This is a genomic window from Hyalangium versicolor, from assembly GCF_020103695.1.
In the GTDB taxonomy this organism is placed as follows: domain Bacteria; phylum Myxococcota; class Myxococcia; order Myxococcales; family Myxococcaceae; genus Hyalangium; species Hyalangium versicolor.
Map to the genome: position 1 here is coordinate 490,926 of NZ_JAHXBF010000004.1, position 19,757 is coordinate 510,682.

Here is a 19,757-nt window from a genome sequence, read left to right on the forward strand (position 1 = left end):
GCCTTATCTCCTCCCCTGCAGTGCCGTGTTGCCCGGCGGCTGGCGGACCTCATGGTAGCGATCGGCCTCGAGCTGCACTGTCTGCTCCTCCGCGCCGTACCAGTAGACCGTGGCCGTCACGGGCCCCGAGTGCCGCCCCAGCCCGAAGTGCATGCGCGGATCCGCCGAGGCCGAGAAGCCTCCCATCAGCCCCACCTCCTGCACCTGCTCCACGTGCTGGCCCCCCTCCTCGTAGGAGATGACCACGCGCGTGCCCACCGCGGTCCGGTGGGTCCGCACACCGTCTCCCTCCAGCGAGAGCCCCACGAAGTGCGCGCGCTCCGGCACCGGAGCCCCCGCGGAGCGCAGCGTGTTGCGGTACACCGAGGTAGGCCCGTGCTGGTTGGTGATGACCAGATCCAGGTCCCCGTCATTGTCCAGGTCCGCCATCAGCACGCCGCGCGAGTTGTCCGGATCCTCCACTCCCAGCTCGCGCGCCACGTCCACGAAGTGGCCGGGCTGCTCGTCCCCCAGGTTGAGGTACGCGCGCCGGGCCTCGTTCGGGTAGAGCGTGCGCCCGCGAATGTCTCCCCACTGGTCCGCGTAGGTGTGCACCTCCGGCCCGGACTGCATCAGCTTGTGGTTGATGTACCAGTAGTCCTTGCGCGCCCCGTCCGGCAGCAGCTTGTCCAGCCGGTCATCCACCATGCCGTTGGCCTGCACGATGTCCGGCCATCCGTCGTTGTCCAGGTCTCCCGCCGCCGCGCCCCAACCGAAACGCCGCTCATTGAGCGCGCCACGGAAGGTGGCCTCGTCCTTGAACTCGGGGAGGAACGGATCCGCGCCCGGCCCCACCATCCACAGCAGGCTGCCCTCGGCCTGCAGCGAGTGGTGCACGTTGGAGATGTACACATCCAGGTACCCGTTCCGGTCGAAGTCCGCCACCGCGGCGTTCATCCCCTTGTACGTGTCCCTGCCAATCTCCCCGAAGCGCTGGCCAACGATGCGGCGGAAGCGCTGGCCCGCCTCGTTCAGGTACACCTCGTCCGGCCCGAAGTCGTTGGCGATGTAGAGGTCCGTCCACCCATCGTGATTGAGATCCACCGTGCTCGTGGCGAGCGACCAGCGCGTCTCCGTCATCCCCACGGCCTTCATGTCCAGCGGCTCGAAGGTGCCATCGCCCCGCGCGCGGTAGAGGCGGTTGAGGCCTCCGTTATCCGCCTGGTGCCACCCGTCGTGCATGAAGCGGAACATGCGCCGATCCCCGGGGTACTCGGGCGCGGGCAGGTGGAAGAGGTTGAGCGGCGTGGGCTTCGCGTAGTCCGGCAGGTGCGTGGTGAGCGCGTTGGTGACCAGCACGTCCAACCTCCCGTCCCGGTCGTAGTCGAGGAACGCCATCCCCAGGCTCACCGAGTGGTCCGCGAGGCCCGCCGCCTGGGTAACGTCCTCGAAGGTGGGCTTGCCCGTCTCGCGCAGCATGTTGCGCAGCAGCCGCGAGGGCCCGAACGCCACGCCGATGGCCAGGTCCTGATCCCCGTCCCCGTCATAGTCCACGAAGGTGGCCGTGCCGGGCAGCCCGTCCTGGGCATAGTTCGTGGCGAAGCGCTCCAGCGCGGGCACCGCCACCCGCTCGAAGCGGAAGTCCCCTAGGTTGCGGTAGAGCGCCGCGCGGTACGCATCCTTCTTGAGCGTGTGGGACAGGTAGAGGTCCATCAGCCCGTCCCCATCGAAGTCCCCCGTCGCCACCGCATCGCCCACGCTCAGCACCCACTTGGAGATGTGGGCCACGCGCGGATCCACTCGCGTCAGCACGTCCCCCATCTCCGAGCCCAGCCCCGTATACGAAGCCTCCATCCGATCCATGTGGAAGGACAGCGGGTGCGCCTTCACGGAGGGCGCCACGACGCCGAAGTACAGCCCGGCCAGGGCCGCGCCAAGCCCTCCCACCACGCCCACGCGCTTGAGCCGGTCCGCGGAGAAGAAGACCCCCAGGGACTCGCGCAGCCCGCGCCGCCAGAGCGCTCGCGCGTGGAGGAACAGGAAGCGCGCAGTGGCGCACGTGAGCGCGGCGTAGAAGAAGGTGTAGACGCTCTCCTTGAAGTGCAGCAGCAGGTCCACCAGGGTGATGGCCAGCGCGAGCAGCACCTGCCCCCGGCGGTTCGGCGGAGACGTCGCCGGATCCGTGAGCATGTAGAAGACGAAGATGAAGAACGAAGGCGCCCCCAGCGTGCCCAGGAAGAGCACCTCGGGCGGCAGGTGGTGCCGCATGACGTAGGCCCGCAGCGCCGTCTGCGCCGCGTAGAAGAGCAGGAAGCTCACCACCAGCCAGCCCCGCCCCACCCGGAAGATGAAGAGCACCAGCGCGGCCATCAGGATGAAGGCCGACATCGCCACCGAGCCGTTGGCCCACTGGTACGCGGGCGCCGCGGTGATGAGCTCGCGCGACAGCAGCAGCGAGGTGGCCACCGCGAACATCGACGGGTTGAAGAAGTGCCGCCCTTCGAAGGTGAGCACGTACTTCGAGCCGATCGCCAACCACACCGGCAGCAGCAACAACCAACTGTGGTGCGAGTAGTTGAGCAGCAGCGCCAACGAGCAGCACGAGATGTACCCGCTCAGCGGCACCACCTTCTCCCGGCGCAGCAACCAGCCGAGCGCCGCATCCAGCACGCTGCCGGTGATGACGATGGTCGCCATCTGCGAGGGGCTGCGGTTGAAGCCGAAGAACGTGAAGCCCAGCACGCCGTAGAGCGTGAGCAGGCACGCGAAGGGAATGCGCGGGTCGTTCCTGCGGGGCCAGATCCAGCCCCAGCGCTCGACGCGCGTCGGTGTGTGCATGCGCGGAGCGTGCCCCGACACGTGGCGCCCTGTCCAGATACCGGGGGACTTGCCACGAGCCCGCCCGCTGGCTTCACTGGAGGGGCTCGCCGCCATGAGTCTCCCCTCCGCCTCCACGCTCCTGCCGCCCCGCGCCGTGGTGCCCCGCGAGCTGCTGGGTCAGGCCCGCGTGCCCCAGTTGCTGCGGATGGCCCTCACCGAGTGGGCCCTCATCGCCGCGTGCCAGGCGGGCCTGCAGCTGCTCCCCGCCGCGACGCCGCTGTTCCTGCTCCTCATCGCCGGCCGGCTGCATGCCTTCGGCGTCATCCTTCATGACGCGGTACACATGTCCGTGCGCCACAAGGGGCCGGAGCTCTGGCTGCTGGAGTGCCTCGCGGGCTACCCCATCGCCTCGACGTGGAACGCCATGCGCTACCACCACCTGCGCCACCACCAACACGAGGGCACGGCACTGGACGGCTACCACAAGCCGCCGCCCGGGCCCTGGTGGCACGCGGTGCCCATGTGGCTGCTCCTCGTCCCCGTCGTCCCCTTCTGGGTGGTGCGCGGCCCCGTCGGAGTGCTGGCCTGGACTTTTCCCTCACTGCGGACGTTCTATGGACGCCTCTTCCTCCTGGACCGCTCCGGAGAGGACCTCACCCACGAGGAAGAGGTGATCGCCTGTGCCCGCGCGGACCTCGGGCAGGTGCTCTTCCACCTCGGAGTGCTCGCGCTGGCCTGGCGCTGGCCCCGCGCCGTGGGACTCGGGTACCTGCTGCCGCTGATGATGGCCTCGGCGATGTCCGCCTATCGGCTCCTGGCCGAGCACACCCCCGCTCGCCACCAGGGCAACACGCTCCAGGGCATCCTCGCCTCCACCGCGGACCATGGGCTGGGATGGCTGGGCCGGCTGGTGCTGGCGCCTCGCAACGTGGGCTGCCACATCGTCCACCACCTCCACCCCCAGGTGGCCGCCCAGCACCTGCCCCGGCTGCGCGCGTGGTACCTCCAGCACTACCCCGAGCACTACCCTCGCCCCCGTCGCCCCTGAATGCTCTCCCCGCTCACCCGCGCCGCGCTGCTGCTCCTGCTGAGCGCCTTCGCCATCCTCGGCGTCCTCTTCCAGCGGCGCCAGAACAGCCAGGGCACGCGCGGGGGCCGCATCTCTCCACCCAAGGTGGCCTGGCTCTTCTACGCCGTCTACCTCTGGTTCATCGTCTGCCCGGCCGTGGCGCTCGACTCCGCCGTGGCCCCCGAGGCCCGCATGGTGCTCGGCCTCTTTGGCGCCTCCATGTGGATCCGCGGCGCGGCGGAGATGTACATGCTCTACGTCTCCAAGAACTGGCGCCCGCCATACGGCATCGGCCATGACGTGCTGTGCCTCGTCCTGGTGCTGGGCGGGCTGGCCTGGCACTCCGAGCACTGGCTCGGGCCGCTCTCCCGCTCGGAGGTGTGGGCGCTCGCGCTCGTGGGGCTGGTGCTGCTCAGCCTCGTCATCGAGATCGTCTACGCGGCCCTCTTCTTCCACGCGGTGGAGGGGGCCACGACAGGCGAAGAGGGCGTCTGGTTCGCCGACGAGGAACAGGCCCGCTTCCGCCGCATCAACCGGCTCACCCTCGCCCTCAATGTGCCCCTGTACGGCGCGCTGGCGGCACTGCTCGGGTTCGGGGTGTCTTCTTCCTGAGGCGCCCGGCCGGCATGGCGCCTCCGGAAACTCAGGGACTGCTGTCCTGCTCGGCGGCCTCTCCGTGGATCAGCCACTGGCGCGCCGCCGAGTCCTCCCAGAAGCGGCGCAGCACCTTGTCCGTGCCGCTCTCGCGCGCCACCCGGTTGAGCTGCAGCGCGACGATCTGGCTCTCCACCAGCTCGGCCACCCGCTTCACGCCCGAGCGCAGCCCGAACTCCTGGACCTGACGGATCATCTCCGCCGCCTCGGGCGAAGCGGGCTTGAAGGTGCGCACATCCGCCTTGATCTTGATGTCTCGCCCCGAGAGGCTCGCCGTCGCCAACTTCAGCTCGGCGACGAACTTCTGCATCTCGTCCACACGGATGTAGCCATCGAGAATGAAGTCCACGATGGCGTTCGTCTTGTCGATCTGGATCTGGTACACCGCAACTCCTCCCGGCCCGCGACCACTGACTGACTGCGGTGATGTTATATCGCCCCCCGTCAAAACGCCGCCACCAATGTAGGTGTACGGTCGAAGCTCAGGTTTCCCTCCCGAGCTGTTCAAGGATCAACTCCAGGCCGCGCACCGCCGCGCCGTGCCGGACAGCGTCGCGATCTCCCGGGAAAACATGGCGCTCCACCACGGTAGGCGCGTCTTGCCGGGCCACCGCGAGGAAGACGAGCCCCACGGGCTTGCTCGGGGTGCCTCCCGTCGGTCCGGCGATGCCCGTCTCAGCAAGTGTCAGCTGCACGGGGGCTCGGGCCAGCAAGCCCTCGGCCATAGCTCGGACTCCCTCGGGGCTGACGGCGCCATGGGCCACGAACAGCTCCCGCGGCACGCCCAGCAATTCCTCTTTGGACTCGTTCGAGTAGGGCACCAGGCCGCGCTCCAGCACCGCGGAGGAGCCCGGCACTCCCGTGAGGCTGGCGGCGATGAGCCCGCCGGTGCACGCCTCCGCCACCGCGAGCCGCACTCCCGCGGCCCGGCAGCGCTCCACCACCTCACGGGCCCGCTGCTCCAGCGCGGCCCAGCTCATGGCCTCGCGCCGGCCCCGGTGGCGCAGAGGACGGCGACGATGGTCTCGTCCCGGTACTCCAGCCCTACGTAGCCGCGCTGGGGCCTCAGGGTGACGGCCGGATGCGCGGCGGACCACTGGCGCCCCTGCATCTCCTCCGGCTGGAAGCCGCTGCGCACCAGCCGCTCCACCCAGGCGCTCGCGTTCTCATGCCGCTCGCTGCGCTGCTGCTCGTCCAGCGTGGAGACGATGTCCTCCACCTCGCGGGCGAAGAAGACCTTGATGGTGTTCTTCTCTTGCCGGGGGATGTCCAGCTCCTCGAGCAACTGGAAGGTGAAGTAGAAGTGCCGCCAGCAGTTGTGGAAGCGCTCGCGGATGGCCGAGCGGTGGTGGTTGGAGTTGGGCTCGCACAGCACCACGCCCGTGGGCGCCCACTGGCACAGGCGCCGGAAGAAGGCGTCGCGCAAGTCCTCCCCCTCGGGCCGCCAGGCGATGTGGTGCATGGAGAAGGCGGAGTTGACCACGCGCGGACCGGGTAGATCTCCCAGCATCGCCCAGTGCTCCTCGCTCAGCGTCTCGGCCGTCTGCGGCAGACCGATGAAGCGCAGCCCCACCCCCAGGCCTCGTGCCGTCGCCGTGAGGGACTCCTCCGCGGCGCGCAGCGAGCCCTCTCCGGGCTCCACCCCCACGATGGTGACGTGCCGGGGCAGGGAGTTGGAGGCCGCCAGCGCGTTGAGCAGCGCCACCTCCTGCCGCCCCACGCCGATGCCCACGTCCAGCAGCGTGAACGTGTCGTGCCCGCGCACCAGCGCCGCGATGAGCTCGTTGGCGATGGTGCCCGCCATGGGCACCAGCGGCAGCCGCGACGCCAGCAGCGAGAAGAGGTTGATCTGCGGGTGCTCGTAACGCCGCAGGTAGAGGTTGAACTCATCCGCCGCGGTGCCGCTCAGCCGCCGGGACAGCGCCGCCGCGAAGATGAGGTACTGCATGTCCTCGGGAAAGGCGTCCACGTCCAACCGGCCACGGAGGGAAGCGAGTGTCTTCCTCGCATCGTCCGGTCGACCTTCGATGACTTCTTCCAGCCCTTGGGTCAGCAGCTCCAACTTGGGCGAGTCCAAAATCCGGCTCCTTCAGATCCCCCCCGGATGGCGAGACGTTGCGCGCTCCTGGTGCGAGGGCTTCAGTGTAGCCGTGTCGTGGCGAGCGTTTGCAAGGCGGGGGTGAAAGGGACCCCCAGCGTCCGGTCGCCTCACCTGGAAGACCTGACACGTCGGGTATTCGAGCCAGACTTCCACTGTCCGGCACCTGCCCCGCAGGCCCTTCTGCCTACCTCCTGGATTGTCGACTGCCACCCAGGAGATGCGTGCCCCACTCGCCCCGAGGTATGCAGTGCGCCTCTCACCACGCGCCACGTTGCCCCCTGGAGGCTCCCCCATGATCCGCTCCCTGCTGCTGTGCTCACTCCTCTTGCTCGTCGGCTGTGGAGACGACGAGGCGAGCTCCGGAAGTGGAGATCCGACGAAGGTCACCTACGCGCCGAAACTGGGCGTGGACCTGGCCGCCATGGAGCACCGCGAGAGCGGGCTCTACCTGCAGGACCTCCAGGTCGGCACCGGCGACGAGGCCACGAAGGGCCGCCAGGTGACCGTGCACTATACCGGCTGGCTGCCGGACGGGACTCAGTTCGACAGCTCGAAGTCCGCGGGCCGCACCGCCTTCTCGTTCACCCCTGGCAAGACCGCCGTCATCGACGGCTGGACGGAGGGCATCCCCGGCATGAAGGTGGGCGGGGTGCGCAAGCTCGTCATCCCCTCCTCGCTGGGCTACGGAGCCAAGGGCCAGGGTCCCATCCCCCCCAACTCCGTGCTCATCTTCGACGTGGAGCTGCTCTCCATCCCTTGAGAGGAGGAATCTCGGCCCTCCCCTGGAAAGTTGAGTGGGCGCTATGCTGGGGGGGCTCCTCGAATCGGAAAGCCGGGTCGGTTGGTGAATCTCCCTGAGACGACTCGAATGGCCTCCCAAGCGAGCGACGAACCGGGCGTGCTGCTGGTAGACGACAACCCCGCCAACCTCCTGTCGCTCGAGGCCATCCTCGCGCCCCTGGAGGTGCGGTTGACCAAGGCCACCTCCGGCTCACAGGCGCTCCGCAACCTGCTGTCCGAGGACTTCGCCGTCATCCTCCTGGACGTGCAGATGGTGGGGATGGATGGCTACGAGACGGCCGCCCTCATCAAGCAGCGCGAGCGCACGCGCAACATCCCCATCATCTTCCTCACCGCCTATGGCCGGGACGAGGCGGACGTGCGGGAGGGCTACGCGCACGGCGCGGTGGACTACCTGCAGAAGCCCTTCTCGCCGGACGTGCTGCGCTCGAAGGTGGCCGTCTTCATCGAGCTGTTCCGGGCGCAGCAGCAGGTGCGGCGCCAGGCGGACCTGCTGCGCCAGCAGGAGGCCACCGCTCGCGAGGCCGCGCACCGGGCCGCGGATTACATCGCCCGGCTCCAGGCCCTCGCCTCGCGGCTGACGGAGGCCACCTCGCTGGAGCAGGTCATCCGGGCCCTCTTCGAGCAGGGCCTTCCCTCGCTGGGAGCCATCGCGGGCTCCGTGTGCCTGCTGGACTCCACGGGCGAGTCGCTCGAGGTGGTGCAGTCCGTGGGCTACTCCGAGGAGCTGGTGACGCGGTGGAAGCGCGTGCCGGTGCAGAGCTCCACGCCCCTGACGGACGCGTTCCGCGAGGCCCGGCCGTACTGGCTCACCTCGCGCGCGGACTGGCAGACGCACTACCCGCACATGGCCCATGGGACGTTCAGCCTAGCCGCCGCCGCGCTGCCCCTGCTGGTCCGGGGCCGCACGCTGGGGGCGATCGGGCTCTCCTTCTCCCATGAGCGCGGCTTCACCGAGGACGACCGGGCCTTCTTCACCGCCGTGGCCCACGCCTGCGCCCAGGCCATCGACCGGGTCCGGCTCTACGAGGAGGAGCGCTTGGCCCACGAGCAGCAGCGGCGGGACCAGGAGGAGCTGCGCCGCCGGACCGAGTTCGAGCAGCAACTCATCGGCATCGTCTCGCATGATCTGCGCAACCCGCTGGGGGCCATCACCATGGCGGCGGGGCTGCTCCAGGCGACGCCGGGATTGAGCGAGCAGCAGCTCAAGGCGGTCCGCCGCATTGCCTCCTCGTGCGACAGGGCCACGCGCCTGATCCGAGACTTCCTGGACTTCACGCAGGCCCGTCTGGGCAGCGGTATTCCGCTGAACCGGAGGCCCATGGATCTGCACGAGGTGACGCGCCACGTGGTGGACGAGGTGCTGCAGGCCCACCCGGAGCGGCAGGTACAGGTGGAGGCCGACGGGGACGGCCACGGCCAGTGGGATCCGGATCGCATCGCCCAGGTGCTCACCAACCTGGTGGGCAACGCACTGGCCTACAGCCCGCCTGGCAGCCCGGTGCGCGTGCACACGGAGGCGGGCCCGAACTCCGCCCTGCTCGTGGTGAGCAATCAGGGCACGCCCATTCCTCCGGAGATGCTGCCCCGCCTCTTCGAGCCACTCACGCGGGGCGAGCCCACCGTGGGCAAGCAGAGCCGCAGCATCGGCCTGGGCCTCTACATCGTCCAGGAGATCGTCCGCGGCCACGGAGGCACCGTGGAGGTGGCCTCTTCCGTGGAGACGGGGACCACCTTCACCGTGCGCCTGCCTCGGGGCTGAGCGCCACTCCCCACCCACTGGGAGTGAACCTGCTGCCCGCTCCGTCAGGTCGCTCTCCCCGGACAGATGTGTGAGGTGCTGTCGCCGCAGAGGGCAGAAGGCCCCGCCCCTGCCCACCCGCCGGAGGCCCACTTGTTCTGATCGCGAACGCCGTGAGACCGTTCCGGGTGGCGTCCTGGCGCAACCGGTTGTCGGTTGAACAGAAGCGTCAGGGTGGCGACTGAAACTTCAATCCGGTCTCCGCTTACCACGCCATTCCATCAATCCGCCCATCTTGGAGGGGAAGGATGAACACGCTCACCGTGGCCCCGGGACTTCAGGAGAGGTCCTTCTTCACCTATGCGCGTGTCCTGGCCACGCAGATCCTCTACCTCACCCCCATCTTCTGGCTGCTGGAGCTGACGCAGAACCAGCTGTTCCGCATGGTCCAGGGAGATTGGGGTTGGGTCTACCCGAGCTCGCCGTACCACTGGTTCTCGTTCGCCAGCCTGATGATGTGGGCGTTCGGCATCGGGATGATGTGGACACTGCACTACTACTGGTTCTACCCGAAGCGGCTCACGGTATGGCGGCGCGTGGCATATGGCACGGCCATCTCCTGGTGCGTGGAGTGGGCGGGGGGCTTCGTGTCGGCGAAGCTCATGGGCAATCCCCTGCAGGTATGGCCCGGCTCACCGCTGGTGTACGTGAGCTTCGGCGCCATCTTCTTCTGGATGAGCAACATCATCATCTACCACCTGCTCACCGTGAACGCGGTGGACCTGACGCCGGACTACGATGCTCCGGCCGACACCTGAAACTTCCAGTCACTCCCGGACACCAGAGGGTGTCATGGGCCACTCCGCGGCATTCCCGCTTCGCATCCAGTCCGTCCCCTTGCGGTTTCAGGAGCAGTGCGTGAGAGCCATGCCCCTCGAGCAGCCCCTGCGCAAAGAGCCTGTGGCCTTCGATCAGTTGATGGAGGGCCTGCTGATCCACGCCATGAAGGACCGGCTGGATGGCGACGCCCGGCGGAAGCTGATGGCCATGGGCGTGGACGTGGACCGGCCCCTGCTGAGCGCCTACCCGTTGATGACGCTGCTGGGCACGCTCAAGCTGTGCGCGGAGGTCCGCTTCCCGGACCTGCCTCGCGATGAGGCGCGCTACCAGTTGGGCATCAAGGCGCTCGAGGGCTTTGGCGCCACGAGCATGGGCAAGGCGCTGTTTGGCATGGCGCGCATGTGGGGCGCTCGCCGGATGCTCAATCACATGACGCGCGTGCTCCAGACGGGCGTCAACCATGCCAAGGCCCGCTCGCGCGAGCTGCCCGGCGGCGACATGGAAGTCACCGTGGAGGTGATGCCGGAATACCATGCCGCCATCGGCCCCGTGCCCGGGCTGGATGGGCAGTTCGTGCGCGGCATCATCGCGCAGTTGGTGGAGGTGTGCGGCACCCGCGTCCCCGTCATCCTGGTGACGCCGACGGATCCCTCCGGCCACAGCTTCACCTACCGCGTGCCCCTGTCCCAGGCCCCGGCCGGGACGACGGGCCCCGTGGTGCTCGCCCGCGTGAGGTGAGGAGCGGCTTGGAGGCGCCAGCGCGGGGCGGAGCGGGTAGGCTCGCCGCCCCATGCACACCCTCCTCGAAGTCTTCCTGGAGCATGCCCGGAGGACGCCGGACCGGCTGGCGCTGAGCTTCGGCTCCGAGCGCTACTCCTATGGAGAGCTCGCCCGGCGCGTCACCGCCTTCGCCCAGGCGCTCCTGCGCCGGCGCAAGGAGCCCGGTGAGCGCGTGGCCCTGTTCCTGGAGAACAGCCCCGCGTTCGTCATCGCCTATCTCGGCGCGCAGTACGCCCGCTGCATCGTCGTGCTCGTCAACACGCAGTACCGGCAGGTGGAGCTGAGCCACATCCTCTCGGACTCCGAGGCGCGCACCTGCGTCACCGGCGCGGCGGGCGTGGCGGAGCTGGCCCCGCTGCTGCCCTCGCTCCCCTCGCTGGAGTGGCTCATCACCGTGGAGCCGCCTGGCGCTGCGCTCCCGTCATCCGTCACCGTGACGGCCTTCGACTCGCTGCTCGCGGAGCCCGTGGAGGCACAGCTGTCCATGACGGTGCCTGGGAGCACCGAGACGGCGGTGCTCGGCTACACGTCGGGCACCACGGGGCGCTCGAAGGGGGCCATGCTGCGCCAGAGCCACCTGCTCTCCAACATCCGGGCCGTCACCCAGGCCTGGCGGTGGACGGCCGAGGACCGGCTGCTGCTGGCCCTGCCACTGTTCCATACGCACGGGCTCATGGTGGGCCTGCACGGCACGCTCTACACCGGCGCCAGCGTGGACCTGCGCCGCCGCTTCGTGGCCTCGGAGGTGCTGGAGGCGCTGCACTCGGATGATTCGCTCACGTTGTTCTTCGGCGTGCCCACCATGTACAGCCGGCTGCTGGAGGAGTCCCGCCGCACCGGCCTGCGCCCCCGCCCGCTGCGGCTGATGGTCTCCGGCTCCGCACCGCTCAGCGCCCAGCTCTTCCAGGAGATCGAAGCCGAGTTCGGCCAGCGCATCCTCGAGCGCTACGGGATGACCGAGACGATCATGAACACCACCAACCCCTATGACGGCGAGCGCCGTCCGGGCACGGTGGGCATGCCCTTCCCCGGCCAGGAGGCGCGCGTGGTGGACGTGCGCGGCCGCCAGCCGCTCGCGGACGGAGAGACGGGGGAGATCGAAGTGCGCGGCCCGCACGTCTTCGCCGGCTACTGGCGGCGGGAAGACGCCTCGCGCGAGTCGTTCGATGCCGACGGGTGGTTCCGCACCGGCGACCTGGGCCTGCGAGACAAGGACGGCTACTTCCACATCACCGGCCGCGCGCGCGAGCTCATCATCAGCGGGGGCTTCAACATCTACCCGCGCGAGGTGGAGGAGGTGCTCGCCACGCACCCGGGCGTGGGCGAGGTGGCGGTGCTCGGCCTGCCGGACCCGGACTTCGGCGAGCAGGTGGTGGCCGTGGTGGTGCCCGCCGCCGGCCAGCCCGCGCCCGAGCCCCAGACCCTGGTGGACTGGTGCAAGGACCGGCTGGCCAGCTTCAAGAAGCCTCGGCGCGTGGAGCTCGTGGACGCCCTACCCCGCAACGCGCTGGGCAAGGTGCAGAAGCACGTCCTGCGCGAGCGGTTGGGCTCGCGCTGAACCCCGGGCGCCCCGCGAGGGCGCTCAGCCGTGGGCGCGGAAGAAGTTCTCGCGGTAATAGGTGAGCTCGGCGATGCTCGCGCGCAGGTCCGACAGCGCCGTGTGCCCGGAGGGGTTCTTGCGCGGCTCGGCCACATCCGGGAACCAGGCCCGCGTAAGCACCTTCAGGCTCGTCACATCCACCATGCGGTAGTGGAGGAAGCGCTCCAGCATCGGCATGTAGCGGATGAGGAAGCGCCGGTCCGTGTGGATGGAGTTGCCACAGAGCACGCCCTCGCCCAGCGCGCAGTGGTCCGCCACCAGCGAGGTGATGTCCCGCTCCGCCACCCGCAGGGAGATGGGCGAGGCCTTCACCCGCGATATCAGCCCGTTGCGCGTGTGCATGTCCCGCACCACCGGCTCCATCCGCGCCAGCACCTCATCCGGTTGCCAGACGATGCGCTCCATCTCCGCGATGGGCTTGAGGTCCGGCCCGGTGATGATGATGCCAATCTCGATGATGGCGCACGTCTCCGGGTCCAACCCCGTCATCTCGAGGTCCAGCCAGACGAAGCGCGGTTCAGGTGAGTTCATGGGGGACGGACCCTACCAGGATGGGCCCGGCCACGTGGCTCAGATCCACTCACCGCCCTGGGCCGGCACCCAGTTCTCGCGGCCCGGTCCGAACTCCCTTGCCCGCTCCAGGAGCTGGCGGACCTCCAGGTCCGGAAGGCTTCGGAGGTCATCGTACGCATGGTCCACGGAGAGCAGTGCCCAGATGGGCTGGAGGCACACCACCTCATCCGCCTCGAGCCGCAGCCGCTCCAGCTCCTCCGCCGCGGCCACGGGCACCGCCAGCACCAGGCGCCGGGGCTGCTGGTGTCTCAGCCCTCGGAGCGCCGCGTACACCTGCAAGTCCCCGGCGGGGATACCCTCCGCCACCAACACCACCGTGGAGGTCCCCGCCTCCATCCGAACCTGGGCGCCGCGCAGCCGCTGGGCCTCGAGCGCCACCTCGCCGGCCTCCGCATCCATCCACGCCGTCATCTCGGCGGCCGGGGCAGCGACGGAGCGCACCGTGTCCGCGTGCAGGAAGAAGCCATCCCCCTCCGCGACGGCCCCGAGCCTCGTCAGCGGCACCCCGGGGACGTCCACCGTCCGCGCCACCCAGAGCTCCAGCGGCGCTCCCAACGCGTGGGCCACCTCATAAGCCACGCGCACCCCGCCGCTGTTCAGCCCGAACACCCGCGTCCCATGCCCCCGGTGAGACAGCAGCGGCGCCGCCAGTCGGCGGCCCGCATCTGCCCGGTCTCGAAAGCGCATCGGTCCCTCCATAGGGCTGCCCCCCGCCCCGCTCCGCACTGCACAAGGAAAAGCACGGAGCCAGCGCATTGCGTCAAAGGAGGGACCGGTGGCTCACTCGGCGGCACGCCCTGGAGGGGGACGGGCCCGAGGCATGAGTGCACCCTCGACAGTCGTATCGGCCCCAGGGACAAGCACCCACGGGCTTGCCAGCCTTCCAGACGTGCACACCTTCGATTGGCTGCAACTCCCCAGCGCCCCCGGGTCCCGCCATGAGCCCTCCGTCCGCCGGTCCGGCCCTCGCCATTGAGATGGCACCGCAACGCAGCGCATCCGAGCCTCCCAAGGCGCGCCCCCTGCCCGAGCCGCGCCTCCCCAGCCTGGCGCCCCCTCCCGTCCCACCCGAGGCCACGGTCGAGGAGCTGCAGGGGCGGCTCTCCTCGCACCCCTTCTGGAACAACCGCCTGCTCCAGGCCTGCCGGCGCGGCCTGCTCACGCGCGAGGACTACGCGGGCATCTTCTCCCAGTACGCCCTCGTCACCCGCTCGGCGCCGCGCTTCCTCCATGCGCTGCTGGCGCAGTGCGACAGCGAGCCCTGGAGCGCGAAGCTGACCCAGGCGCTCTGGGAGGAGCATGCCGCCCAGCCTCCAGAGCAACAGCCCGCCGCGCTCTTCCGCACCTTCCTGCGCAACGGGCTGGGCGTGGACCTCGAGTCCATCCACTTCCACGACTTCACGCGCTACTTCGTGCGCGAGTGCCTGGACTGGTGCCTGCGCTCGCCGCCCCATGAGGCCTGCGCCTTCCTGGCCTTCGGGATGGAGGCCCTCCTGCCGCGGCTGTACAGCGTCTTCGTGGACGGGTTGCAACAGGCGGGAGTGGCCGAGCGCCACCTGGCCTTCTTCCACCGGAAGATGCAGGGAGACACCCGGCGTGTGAACCTGCTGGCGGAGATGGTGCGCGCCCACACCGGCGAACCGGGCTGGTTCGACGCGTGCACGCGAGCCATGGAGCGGGCGCTGGAGCTGCAGGGCAACTTCCTGAACGGCCTGTTCGAGTCCGCGAGGTACCGGCGGCTCGCCCCGCTGATGGAGCGCATCCAGGCGCGGCTGCCGCTGGTGCCAGAGGAGCCGGATCCCCGCACCCTCCACCTGGGAGACCTGTCCAACGTCGTCCCCTTCTTCCGCCAGACGCACGAGCCGCGGAGCATCGACTTCTCCGTGGACCGGGTGCCCTTTCCTGGCGAGGTGCTGGAGACGAGCGTGGTGCAGGTGGCGCCGGGCCGCCGCAGCGAGCCGCGCGAGCACGCCCACGAGGTGCTCCTGGTGGTCCTCTCGGGAACGGGCCGCGTGCACGTTCGAGGCACGGCGGTGCTCGTGAAGCCGGGGGACGCGGTCTTCATTCCCCGGTGGGCGCTGCACCAGGCCCAGTCCACCGGCCCCGAGCCCCTGGTGTTACTGACAGTGACGGACCACGGACTGACGCGCCATGCCCACGAGGACGAGGTGCTGCGCGCCGCCCACCTCAAGCGCGCCACGGGCGTGGACCTCTGAAGACAGCGCGGGCGCGGCGCCAACAGGGTAGGCTGCGCGGCCATGTCCGAGACCCTGCTGACGCAAGATGCCGAGGGCGTACGCACCCTCACCTTCCACCGTCCCCAGAAGAAGAACGCCTTCACCCACGCCATGTACGAGGCCACCACGGAGGCCCTGCTGGCGGCGGGCATGGATCCGGCGGTGCGCGTGGTGCTGCTCACCGGTGCTGGGGGGACCTTCACGGCGGGCAATGACATTGGCGACTTCCTGGAGCGGCCGCCCGCGGGGGAGGACAGCGCGGTGTTCCGCTTCCTGCGGACGCTGGTGAACTACGAGAAGCCGGTGGTGGCGGCGGTGGACGGGGCGGCGGTGGGCATCGGCACGACGATGCTGCTGCACTGTGACTACGTGGTGGCCAGCGAGCGGGCGCGCTTCGTAATGCCCTTCATCAACCTGGGCGTGTGCCCCGAGGGAGCCTCCAGCCTGCTGCTGCCGCGCAACGCGGGGATGACGTTGGCCTCGGAGCTGCTCATGTTCGGCGATCCGTTCGACGCGGCCACGGCCCAGCGGGCGGGCTTCGTCTCGCGCGTGGTGCCGGACGCCCAGTTGCTGGAGGTGGCCACCGAGCGCGCCAAGACGCTGGCCGCCAAGCCCGCGGAGGCGCTCAAGGTGACCAAGAGGCTGCTGCGCGAGCCGTTGCGTGCCGAGGTGAACGCCACGCTGCGCCGCGAGGGCGCCGAGTTCATCAAGCGCCTCAACTCGGATGAGGCGCGCGAGGCCTTCCTGGCCTTCATGAACCGCAAGAGCAAGTAGGTGCCCCAGCAGTCACCTCACTGGATGGCGCGCAGCAGCTCGGCGACGCCCTTGTTCCAATCCTTGCCCAGGTCCGCATAGCGATAGTCCGCCAGGATGGCGGGAGGTGTTCCCCCAGTCAGGATCACGGGCAACAGCTTGACGCTGTGTCCCGAGAGCTGACGCGCCAGGGTGGAATCACCCACCGTCAGCGTGTTGTGATGAATGACCTCGTAACCCGCCTCCTCGAGAGGTCTGGCCACCTCCTCGGCCAGGGCCTCCTCGCGGGGAGCGTGCGCGATGAAGATCTGCCTCTTCATGGGGGTCTCACGGGAGTGTGCGGTCCTCTTGTGAGGGAGCTGGCTCGGAGGGAAAGCCTCCTTGTCGGCCGCACTTGTTGCGAACGGGTATGACAAGCATACCAGTTGGCAGTGGTCTCGCCCGACAGGGGCACTGCCTCGGGCTCAGGTGCGGCTCTATCCGTGAATCCGCAGGACGTACAGGGCATCCTTCTCGTTCCGCCCGCGCCCCACCACCAGCCCGCCTCGCAGGATGAAGACCTGCTCCATCGCGTCATGGAAGAAGAGGCTCGGGGCAAGCTCCTGCCTCCGGTAGATGGCGAGTTCCTCCTCCCCGAGCACCATCCAGTGCTCCTGGTGCACGACCTCATCCGGATCCACGAAACCCGGCACGTCCGCGAGCAGGGCCCCCGTGGAGCTCGAGAAGAAGCGTCCGTGCCCGTCGTCGGCTTGGGTGATCACCACTCCGTCCCCCACGGCCACATTGAAGGGATTCGCCGGGTGCGGGAGTTCGTGGAGGATCACTCCCGTCCGTGTGTCGATGAGACGAACCCCGCCATCACTCCCGCAGGCGGCGGCGAGCGCGCCATCCTCGGAGAGGCCCACTGCGACCACTTCCGCCTCCGCCACCCGCACGAGCCGCCGTGAGGCCGTCGCCAGCTCGATGAGCTCCAGCTCCCCCGAGTCGCGGCCCACCGCGATGCACGGCGCCCGTGACGCTGCCGCATACGCCACCGTGAGCTCCAACACGGCTGGGGTGTCGACGGCAATCGCTCCGCTCCGCGTGTCATGCAGCAGCAACCGCGAGCTCGAAGCACAGCCGGACACCACGTACGCTCCGTCAGGCGTGAAGCACAGCAGGCTGATGGAGCCTGCATGACCGCGCAGCGTGTGGAGCAACGTGCCGTCCGCGATGCGCCACAACCGCACCACGCCCTCCTCCACGACTGCCGCGACAGACGTCCGATCAGGGGAGAGGGCCACCAGCCGTTCCTGGGGCCCGAAGCGGCTCCCACCCTCGGAAGGGCCTGGCTCCACCGACAGCGTCCGCAGCGAGGAGAGCGTCTCCCCGTCGAGCAGAGCGACGAGCTCCCGGGGACCGTCCTCCTCGTAGGCACGAGCGGGATACGCCAGCAGCTTTCCATCCGGACTCGCCGCCCAAGGCTGTCCAGGCATTGCATGCGGCTCCAGTGTCATCTGCCGCATCTGGCCACTCCTGCCCAGGATGAAGGTGACGCCTGCGGCTGGGATCACTGCAACGCCCGCCTCGGGCGAGGCCCAGAAATCCCTCACCCGGGCCAGCTCGGGGAGTGGCTCGGGTGGGGGCTCGGAGGCGATGTCGATCACACGCACTACGCCGTCGACCGCGGTGAGGGCGAAGCGCTGTCCGTCAGGATGAAAGGCCACGCGGCGCTCGTGACCGTCGGATTCCTGGGGGCGAGAGCGGGAGATCTCCCCGCTCCGCGTGTCCAGCACCACGAGCCGGTCATACGACAACGCGCCAAGCCTCTCGTTGCCCATCCACGCGACCTGCGAGTAGGGCCGCGCACCGCCCAGCGTGCGCACGCGCGTCCACCCCTGCGTCTCGACGAGGGGAATGCCGTCGTAGCCCCCCAGCGCGAGCCACGCACCGTCCGGACTGAAGGCCAGCGACGGCACCTGCGGCCCGGCCTCGATGCGCGCCACCTGCTCGCCGGTCTCCACGTTCCAGATACGGGCCGTGCCATCGGAAGCCCCGGTGGCCAGAAAGTGGCCGGAGGGATGAAAGGCCACGCATAGCACGGACTGCTCATGCCCCGTCAGCTCCCGCAACACCGCGCCCGAGGCCACCTCTATCAGCCGTACCATCCAGCCGAGATTTCCCGCGGCGAGGAGGCGGCCATTCGGGCTGAAGGCCAACGACGTCACGCGGCCTTCCTGGCCCGGAAGCTCGTGCAGGAGCGCCCCCGTCGTCGCATCCCAGAGGCGCACGTCATGGGAGCGCGAGCCCGTGGCCAGAAGCTTCCCATCCGGACTCCAGGCCACGTCGAGGATCTCGCACTCGTGGCCTGGGAGCACCTGGGTGCACGCCCCGGTGGCGACGTCCCAGATGCGCAGGTTGTTGCCGTCATCCCACGAGCCCGAGGCCAGACGCTCGCCCGAAGGACTGAAAGCCACGCACAGGACATGTGCCCGGTGCCCGCGAAAGTGCTGCTCACGGCTCTCCAGGCCGCCGCGCAGGGGATGAAGCGCCTCCAGCCAGGGAGTAGGGTTGTGCGCGTCGCGCTGACGGCGCCAGTGCTCCGCGAGCACATGCAGGTGCGCATCCGGCGCGCTCCAGGGAGCGTGCTCCCTCGGTGTGAAGTAGGCCGCGGCGTCGGGCGCGTCGAACCAGCGCAGGCGGTTGAAGAGGCACTGAAAGAGCGCCTCCGGGTGGGCGCGCAAGAACCCGGCGTCGAGAGAGAGCGCACTCCGGATCATCCGCAGCGTCCTGGGAGAGACGGTGAGTCCTTCCTCCCGTGTCACACGGGCTTGCTCGGGAAGACGTGCAAGCGCCTCGCCCAGCGCGGCATCCAGCGCGTCCACGCCCTGGGTGCGAGCAAGCTGCTCGAGTGTGCGGATATCGGTGAGCGAGAGGAGTTCGTCGGTCATGGAATACTCGGTGGATGGAGGCCCAGTGTAGCGGCTCCCGTGCCGCAACTCCGCCCCGGGGTGCCGTGTCGGTGGCTATAGTCCTCGAGATGCGCGAACTGCGTCAGCAATTGAGCCTGTATGTGCCTCGCGATGCCTCCCAGGACATCGAGGCTGTGCGCACCATCGTCGACCCCGTCCAGCACCGCCTCATCCCAGCGCACGTGACGCTGTGCCGGGAAGATGAGCTCGGCGATGTCTCGGTATGGCAGGCCAGGCTCAAAGCCATTCCCTTCGGGCCGCTCACCTTGAGCTTCGGTGAACCCCAGACCTTCTCGGGTCATGGCTTGCTGCTGAATTGCATCGCAGGCGAGGACTCATTCCGCCAACTGAGAGAGTATCTCCTCGGCTCGAAGGAGATCCGGCGTCAGAGTCCACACCTCACCCTGGCGCACCCGAGGAATCCAAAGGCCGAGGGCAACTCGATCGAGACCGCCTCCCGACTGCCGCCCCGCCTCCAACTCACCTTCCCAACGCTCTACTGGATCGAGCAGGAACGCGGCGAGCCCTGGCGGATCCTCGATAGCTGGAAGCTCTCTCAAGCCTTGTCCTGAGAGATTTTGGTGGATGGGGGCTTGGATCTGCCTCAAGATGGCCGTAGTCTGACGAAACCGACGATGACGAACCCTGCCACCACGTCCGAGCTGGCCCTCTTCCCGGTGATGAACCGGGGCCTGAGCCTATTCGTGCAGGTGCGCGCGTTCACCGTCGGCCTAGTGGCCGTGGTGCTTCCGAGCGCGCTGCTTCTCCTCGTGCACGGGGCCGGGCCACCGTTCTGAGACTGGATGACACCCAGGCTGGAACGACAAGCCCTGCCCCCGGAAACGGCGGCAGGGCTTT

General features: G+C 69.1%; 19 protein-coding genes. 11 read left to right on the forward strand and 8 right to left on the reverse strand.

All coding sequences use genetic code 11. From position 1 onward, the window contains the following. Positions 1-3: 3 nt before the first annotated feature. Positions 4-2,913 carry an FG-GAP-like repeat-containing protein gene (locus tag KY501_RS11305; RefSeq protein WP_304608607.1) on the reverse strand — a complete coding sequence of 970 codons (2,910 nt, stop codon included), beginning with the start codon at positions 2,911-2,913 and terminating at the stop codon, positions 4-6. Between KY501_RS11305 and KY501_RS11310 the strand changes: the two genes are divergently transcribed. Next, positions 2,912-3,847 carry a fatty acid desaturase family protein gene (locus KY501_RS11310; RefSeq protein WP_224362869.1) on the forward strand — a complete coding sequence of 312 codons (936 nt, stop codon included), beginning with the start codon at positions 2,912-2,914 and terminating at the stop codon, positions 3,845-3,847. The genes KY501_RS11305 and KY501_RS11310 overlap by 2 nt on opposite strands. Beyond that, complete coding sequence (locus tag KY501_RS11315) at positions 3,848-4,480, forward strand: hypothetical protein (protein WP_224362870.1); 633 nt, start codon at positions 3,848-3,850, stop codon at positions 4,478-4,480. Between the two features lie 31 nt (positions 4,481-4,511). Here KY501_RS11315 and KY501_RS11320 read toward each other — a convergent pair whose 3' ends face one another. From KY501_RS11320 to KY501_RS11330, 3 genes are all read right to left on the reverse strand, one after another. Further along, a complete protein-coding gene (locus KY501_RS11320) occupies positions 4,512-4,907 on the reverse strand; it encodes an STAS/SEC14 domain-containing protein (protein ID WP_224362871.1) in 396 nt (131 codons plus the stop codon). A 97-nt stretch (positions 4,908-5,004) separates the two neighbouring features. After that, positions 5,005-5,502 (reverse strand): CinA family protein, encoded by a 498-nt coding sequence (locus KY501_RS11325; protein WP_224362872.1) that lies wholly within the window; start codon positions 5,500-5,502, stop codon positions 5,005-5,007. Then, positions 5,499-6,599: a GRAS family protein gene (locus tag KY501_RS11330; protein WP_224362873.1), complete on the reverse strand. Its 1,101-nt coding sequence runs from the start codon at positions 6,597-6,599 to the stop codon at positions 5,499-5,501. The genes KY501_RS11325 and KY501_RS11330 overlap by 4 nt, the downstream gene beginning before the upstream one ends. Positions 6,600-6,915: 316 nt before the next feature. Here KY501_RS11330 and KY501_RS11335 point away from each other — a divergent pair, with 316 nt between their 5' ends. The 5 genes from KY501_RS11335 (at position 6,916) to KY501_RS11355 (ending at position 12,343) form a co-directional block, all read left to right on the forward strand. Next, entirely contained in the window at positions 6,916-7,383 is a 468-nt protein-coding gene (locus tag KY501_RS11335; protein WP_224362874.1) for an FKBP-type peptidyl-prolyl cis-trans isomerase, read from the forward strand. A gap of 108 nt (positions 7,384-7,491) precedes the next feature. Next, on the forward strand, positions 7,492-9,186 hold the full coding sequence (locus tag KY501_RS11340) for a hybrid sensor histidine kinase/response regulator (RefSeq protein WP_224362875.1): 1,695 nt from the start codon (positions 7,492-7,494) through the stop codon (positions 9,184-9,186). Positions 9,187-9,473: 287 nt separating this feature from the next. Beyond that, positions 9,474-9,983 (forward strand): hypothetical protein, encoded by a 510-nt coding sequence (locus KY501_RS11345; protein WP_224362876.1) that lies wholly within the window; start codon positions 9,474-9,476, stop codon positions 9,981-9,983. Positions 9,984-10,092: 109 nt separating this feature from the next. After that, positions 10,093-10,743 carry a DUF2378 family protein gene (locus tag KY501_RS11350; RefSeq protein ID WP_224362942.1) on the forward strand — a complete coding sequence of 217 codons (651 nt, stop codon included), beginning with the start codon at positions 10,093-10,095 and terminating at the stop codon, positions 10,741-10,743. Between the two features lie 52 nt (positions 10,744-10,795). Continuing rightward, positions 10,796-12,343, forward strand: a complete 1,548-nt coding sequence (locus tag KY501_RS11355) for a class I adenylate-forming enzyme family protein (protein ID WP_224362877.1) — start codon at positions 10,796-10,798, stop codon at positions 12,341-12,343. Between the two features lie 24 nt (positions 12,344-12,367). Here the strand turns inward: KY501_RS11355 and orn are convergent, their stop codons facing one another. Then, entirely contained in the window at positions 12,368-12,916 is a 549-nt protein-coding gene (orn, locus tag KY501_RS11360; RefSeq protein WP_224362878.1) for an oligoribonuclease, read from the reverse strand. Between the two features lie 39 nt (positions 12,917-12,955). After that, positions 12,956-13,645 (reverse strand): phosphoribosyltransferase, encoded by a 690-nt coding sequence (locus tag KY501_RS11365; RefSeq protein ID WP_224362879.1) that lies wholly within the window; start codon positions 13,643-13,645, stop codon positions 12,956-12,958. Between the two features lie 251 nt (positions 13,646-13,896). On the opposite strand from KY501_RS11365, the gene KY501_RS11370 reads away from it, so the two are divergent. Both KY501_RS11370 and KY501_RS11375 read left to right on the forward strand, forming a co-directional pair. Then, positions 13,897-15,174, forward strand: coding sequence for a cupin domain-containing protein (locus tag KY501_RS11370; protein WP_224362880.1), 1,278 nt, complete (start codon positions 13,897-13,899; stop codon positions 15,172-15,174). A gap of 42 nt (positions 15,175-15,216) precedes the next feature. Further along, on the forward strand, positions 15,217-15,969 hold the full coding sequence (locus KY501_RS11375; RefSeq protein ID WP_224362881.1) for an enoyl-CoA hydratase: 753 nt from the start codon (positions 15,217-15,219) through the stop codon (positions 15,967-15,969). Positions 15,970-15,986: 17 nt separating this feature from the next. Here KY501_RS11375 and KY501_RS11380 read toward each other — a convergent pair whose 3' ends face one another. Then, positions 15,987-16,268, reverse strand: coding sequence for a toll/interleukin-1 receptor domain-containing protein (locus tag KY501_RS11380; RefSeq protein WP_224362882.1), 282 nt, complete (start codon positions 16,266-16,268; stop codon positions 15,987-15,989). Positions 16,269-16,424: 156 nt separating this feature from the next. Then, positions 16,425-18,878 carry a WD40 repeat domain-containing protein gene (locus tag KY501_RS11385; RefSeq protein ID WP_224362883.1) on the reverse strand — a complete coding sequence of 818 codons (2,454 nt, stop codon included), beginning with the start codon at positions 18,876-18,878 and terminating at the stop codon, positions 16,425-16,427. A gap of 14 nt (positions 18,879-18,892) precedes the next feature. On the opposite strand from KY501_RS11385, the gene KY501_RS11390 reads away from it, so the two are divergent. Then, complete coding sequence (locus tag KY501_RS11390) at positions 18,893-19,471, forward strand: 2'-5' RNA ligase family protein (RefSeq protein WP_224362884.1); 579 nt, start codon at positions 18,893-18,895, stop codon at positions 19,469-19,471. A gap of 63 nt (positions 19,472-19,534) precedes the next feature. Continuing rightward, entirely contained in the window at positions 19,535-19,696 is a 162-nt protein-coding gene (locus KY501_RS11395) for a hypothetical protein (RefSeq protein ID WP_224362885.1), read from the forward strand. Positions 19,697-19,757 lie beyond the last annotated feature (61 nt).

Bases quoted from the DNA above. Each gene is read 5' to 3' on its own strand.
- KY501_RS11310 (WP_224362869.1), top strand. From the start codon at position 2,912: ATGAGTCTCCCCTCCGCCTCCACGCTCCTGCCGCCCCGCGCCGTGGTG.
- KY501_RS11305 (WP_304608607.1), bottom strand. From the start codon at position 2,913: ATGGCGGCGAGCCCCTCCAGTGAAGCCAGCGGGCGGGCTCGTGGCAAG.
- KY501_RS11315 (WP_224362870.1), top strand. From the start codon at position 3,848: ATGCTCTCCCCGCTCACCCGCGCCGCGCTGCTGCTCCTGCTGAGCGCC.
- KY501_RS11325 (WP_224362872.1), bottom strand. From the start codon at position 5,502: ATGAGCTGGGCCGCGCTGGAGCAGCGGGCCCGTGAGGTGGTGGAGCGC.
- KY501_RS11335 (WP_224362874.1), top strand. From the start codon at position 6,916: ATGATCCGCTCCCTGCTGCTGTGCTCACTCCTCTTGCTCGTCGGCTGT.
- KY501_RS11340 (WP_224362875.1), top strand. From the start codon at position 7,492: ATGGCCTCCCAAGCGAGCGACGAACCGGGCGTGCTGCTGGTAGACGAC.
- KY501_RS11345 (WP_224362876.1), top strand. From the start codon at position 9,474: ATGAACACGCTCACCGTGGCCCCGGGACTTCAGGAGAGGTCCTTCTTC.
- KY501_RS11350 (WP_224362942.1), top strand. From the start codon at position 10,093: ATGCCCCTCGAGCAGCCCCTGCGCAAAGAGCCTGTGGCCTTCGATCAG.
- KY501_RS11355 (WP_224362877.1), top strand. From the start codon at position 10,796: ATGCACACCCTCCTCGAAGTCTTCCTGGAGCATGCCCGGAGGACGCCG.
- orn (WP_224362878.1), bottom strand. From the start codon at position 12,916: ATGAACTCACCTGAACCGCGCTTCGTCTGGCTGGACCTCGAGATGACG.
- KY501_RS11365 (WP_224362879.1), bottom strand. From the start codon at position 13,645: ATGCGCTTTCGAGACCGGGCAGATGCGGGCCGCCGACTGGCGGCGCCG.
- KY501_RS11370 (WP_224362880.1), top strand. From the start codon at position 13,897: ATGAGCCCTCCGTCCGCCGGTCCGGCCCTCGCCATTGAGATGGCACCG.
- KY501_RS11375 (WP_224362881.1), top strand. From the start codon at position 15,217: ATGTCCGAGACCCTGCTGACGCAAGATGCCGAGGGCGTACGCACCCTC.
- KY501_RS11380 (WP_224362882.1), bottom strand. From the start codon at position 16,268: ATGAAGAGGCAGATCTTCATCGCGCACGCTCCCCGCGAGGAGGCCCTG.
- KY501_RS11385 (WP_224362883.1), bottom strand. From the start codon at position 18,878: ATGACCGACGAACTCCTCTCGCTCACCGATATCCGCACACTCGAGCAG.
- KY501_RS11390 (WP_224362884.1), top strand. From the start codon at position 18,893: ATGGAGGCCCAGTGTAGCGGCTCCCGTGCCGCAACTCCGCCCCGGGGT.
- KY501_RS11395 (WP_224362885.1), top strand. From the start codon at position 19,535: ATGACGAACCCTGCCACCACGTCCGAGCTGGCCCTCTTCCCGGTGATG.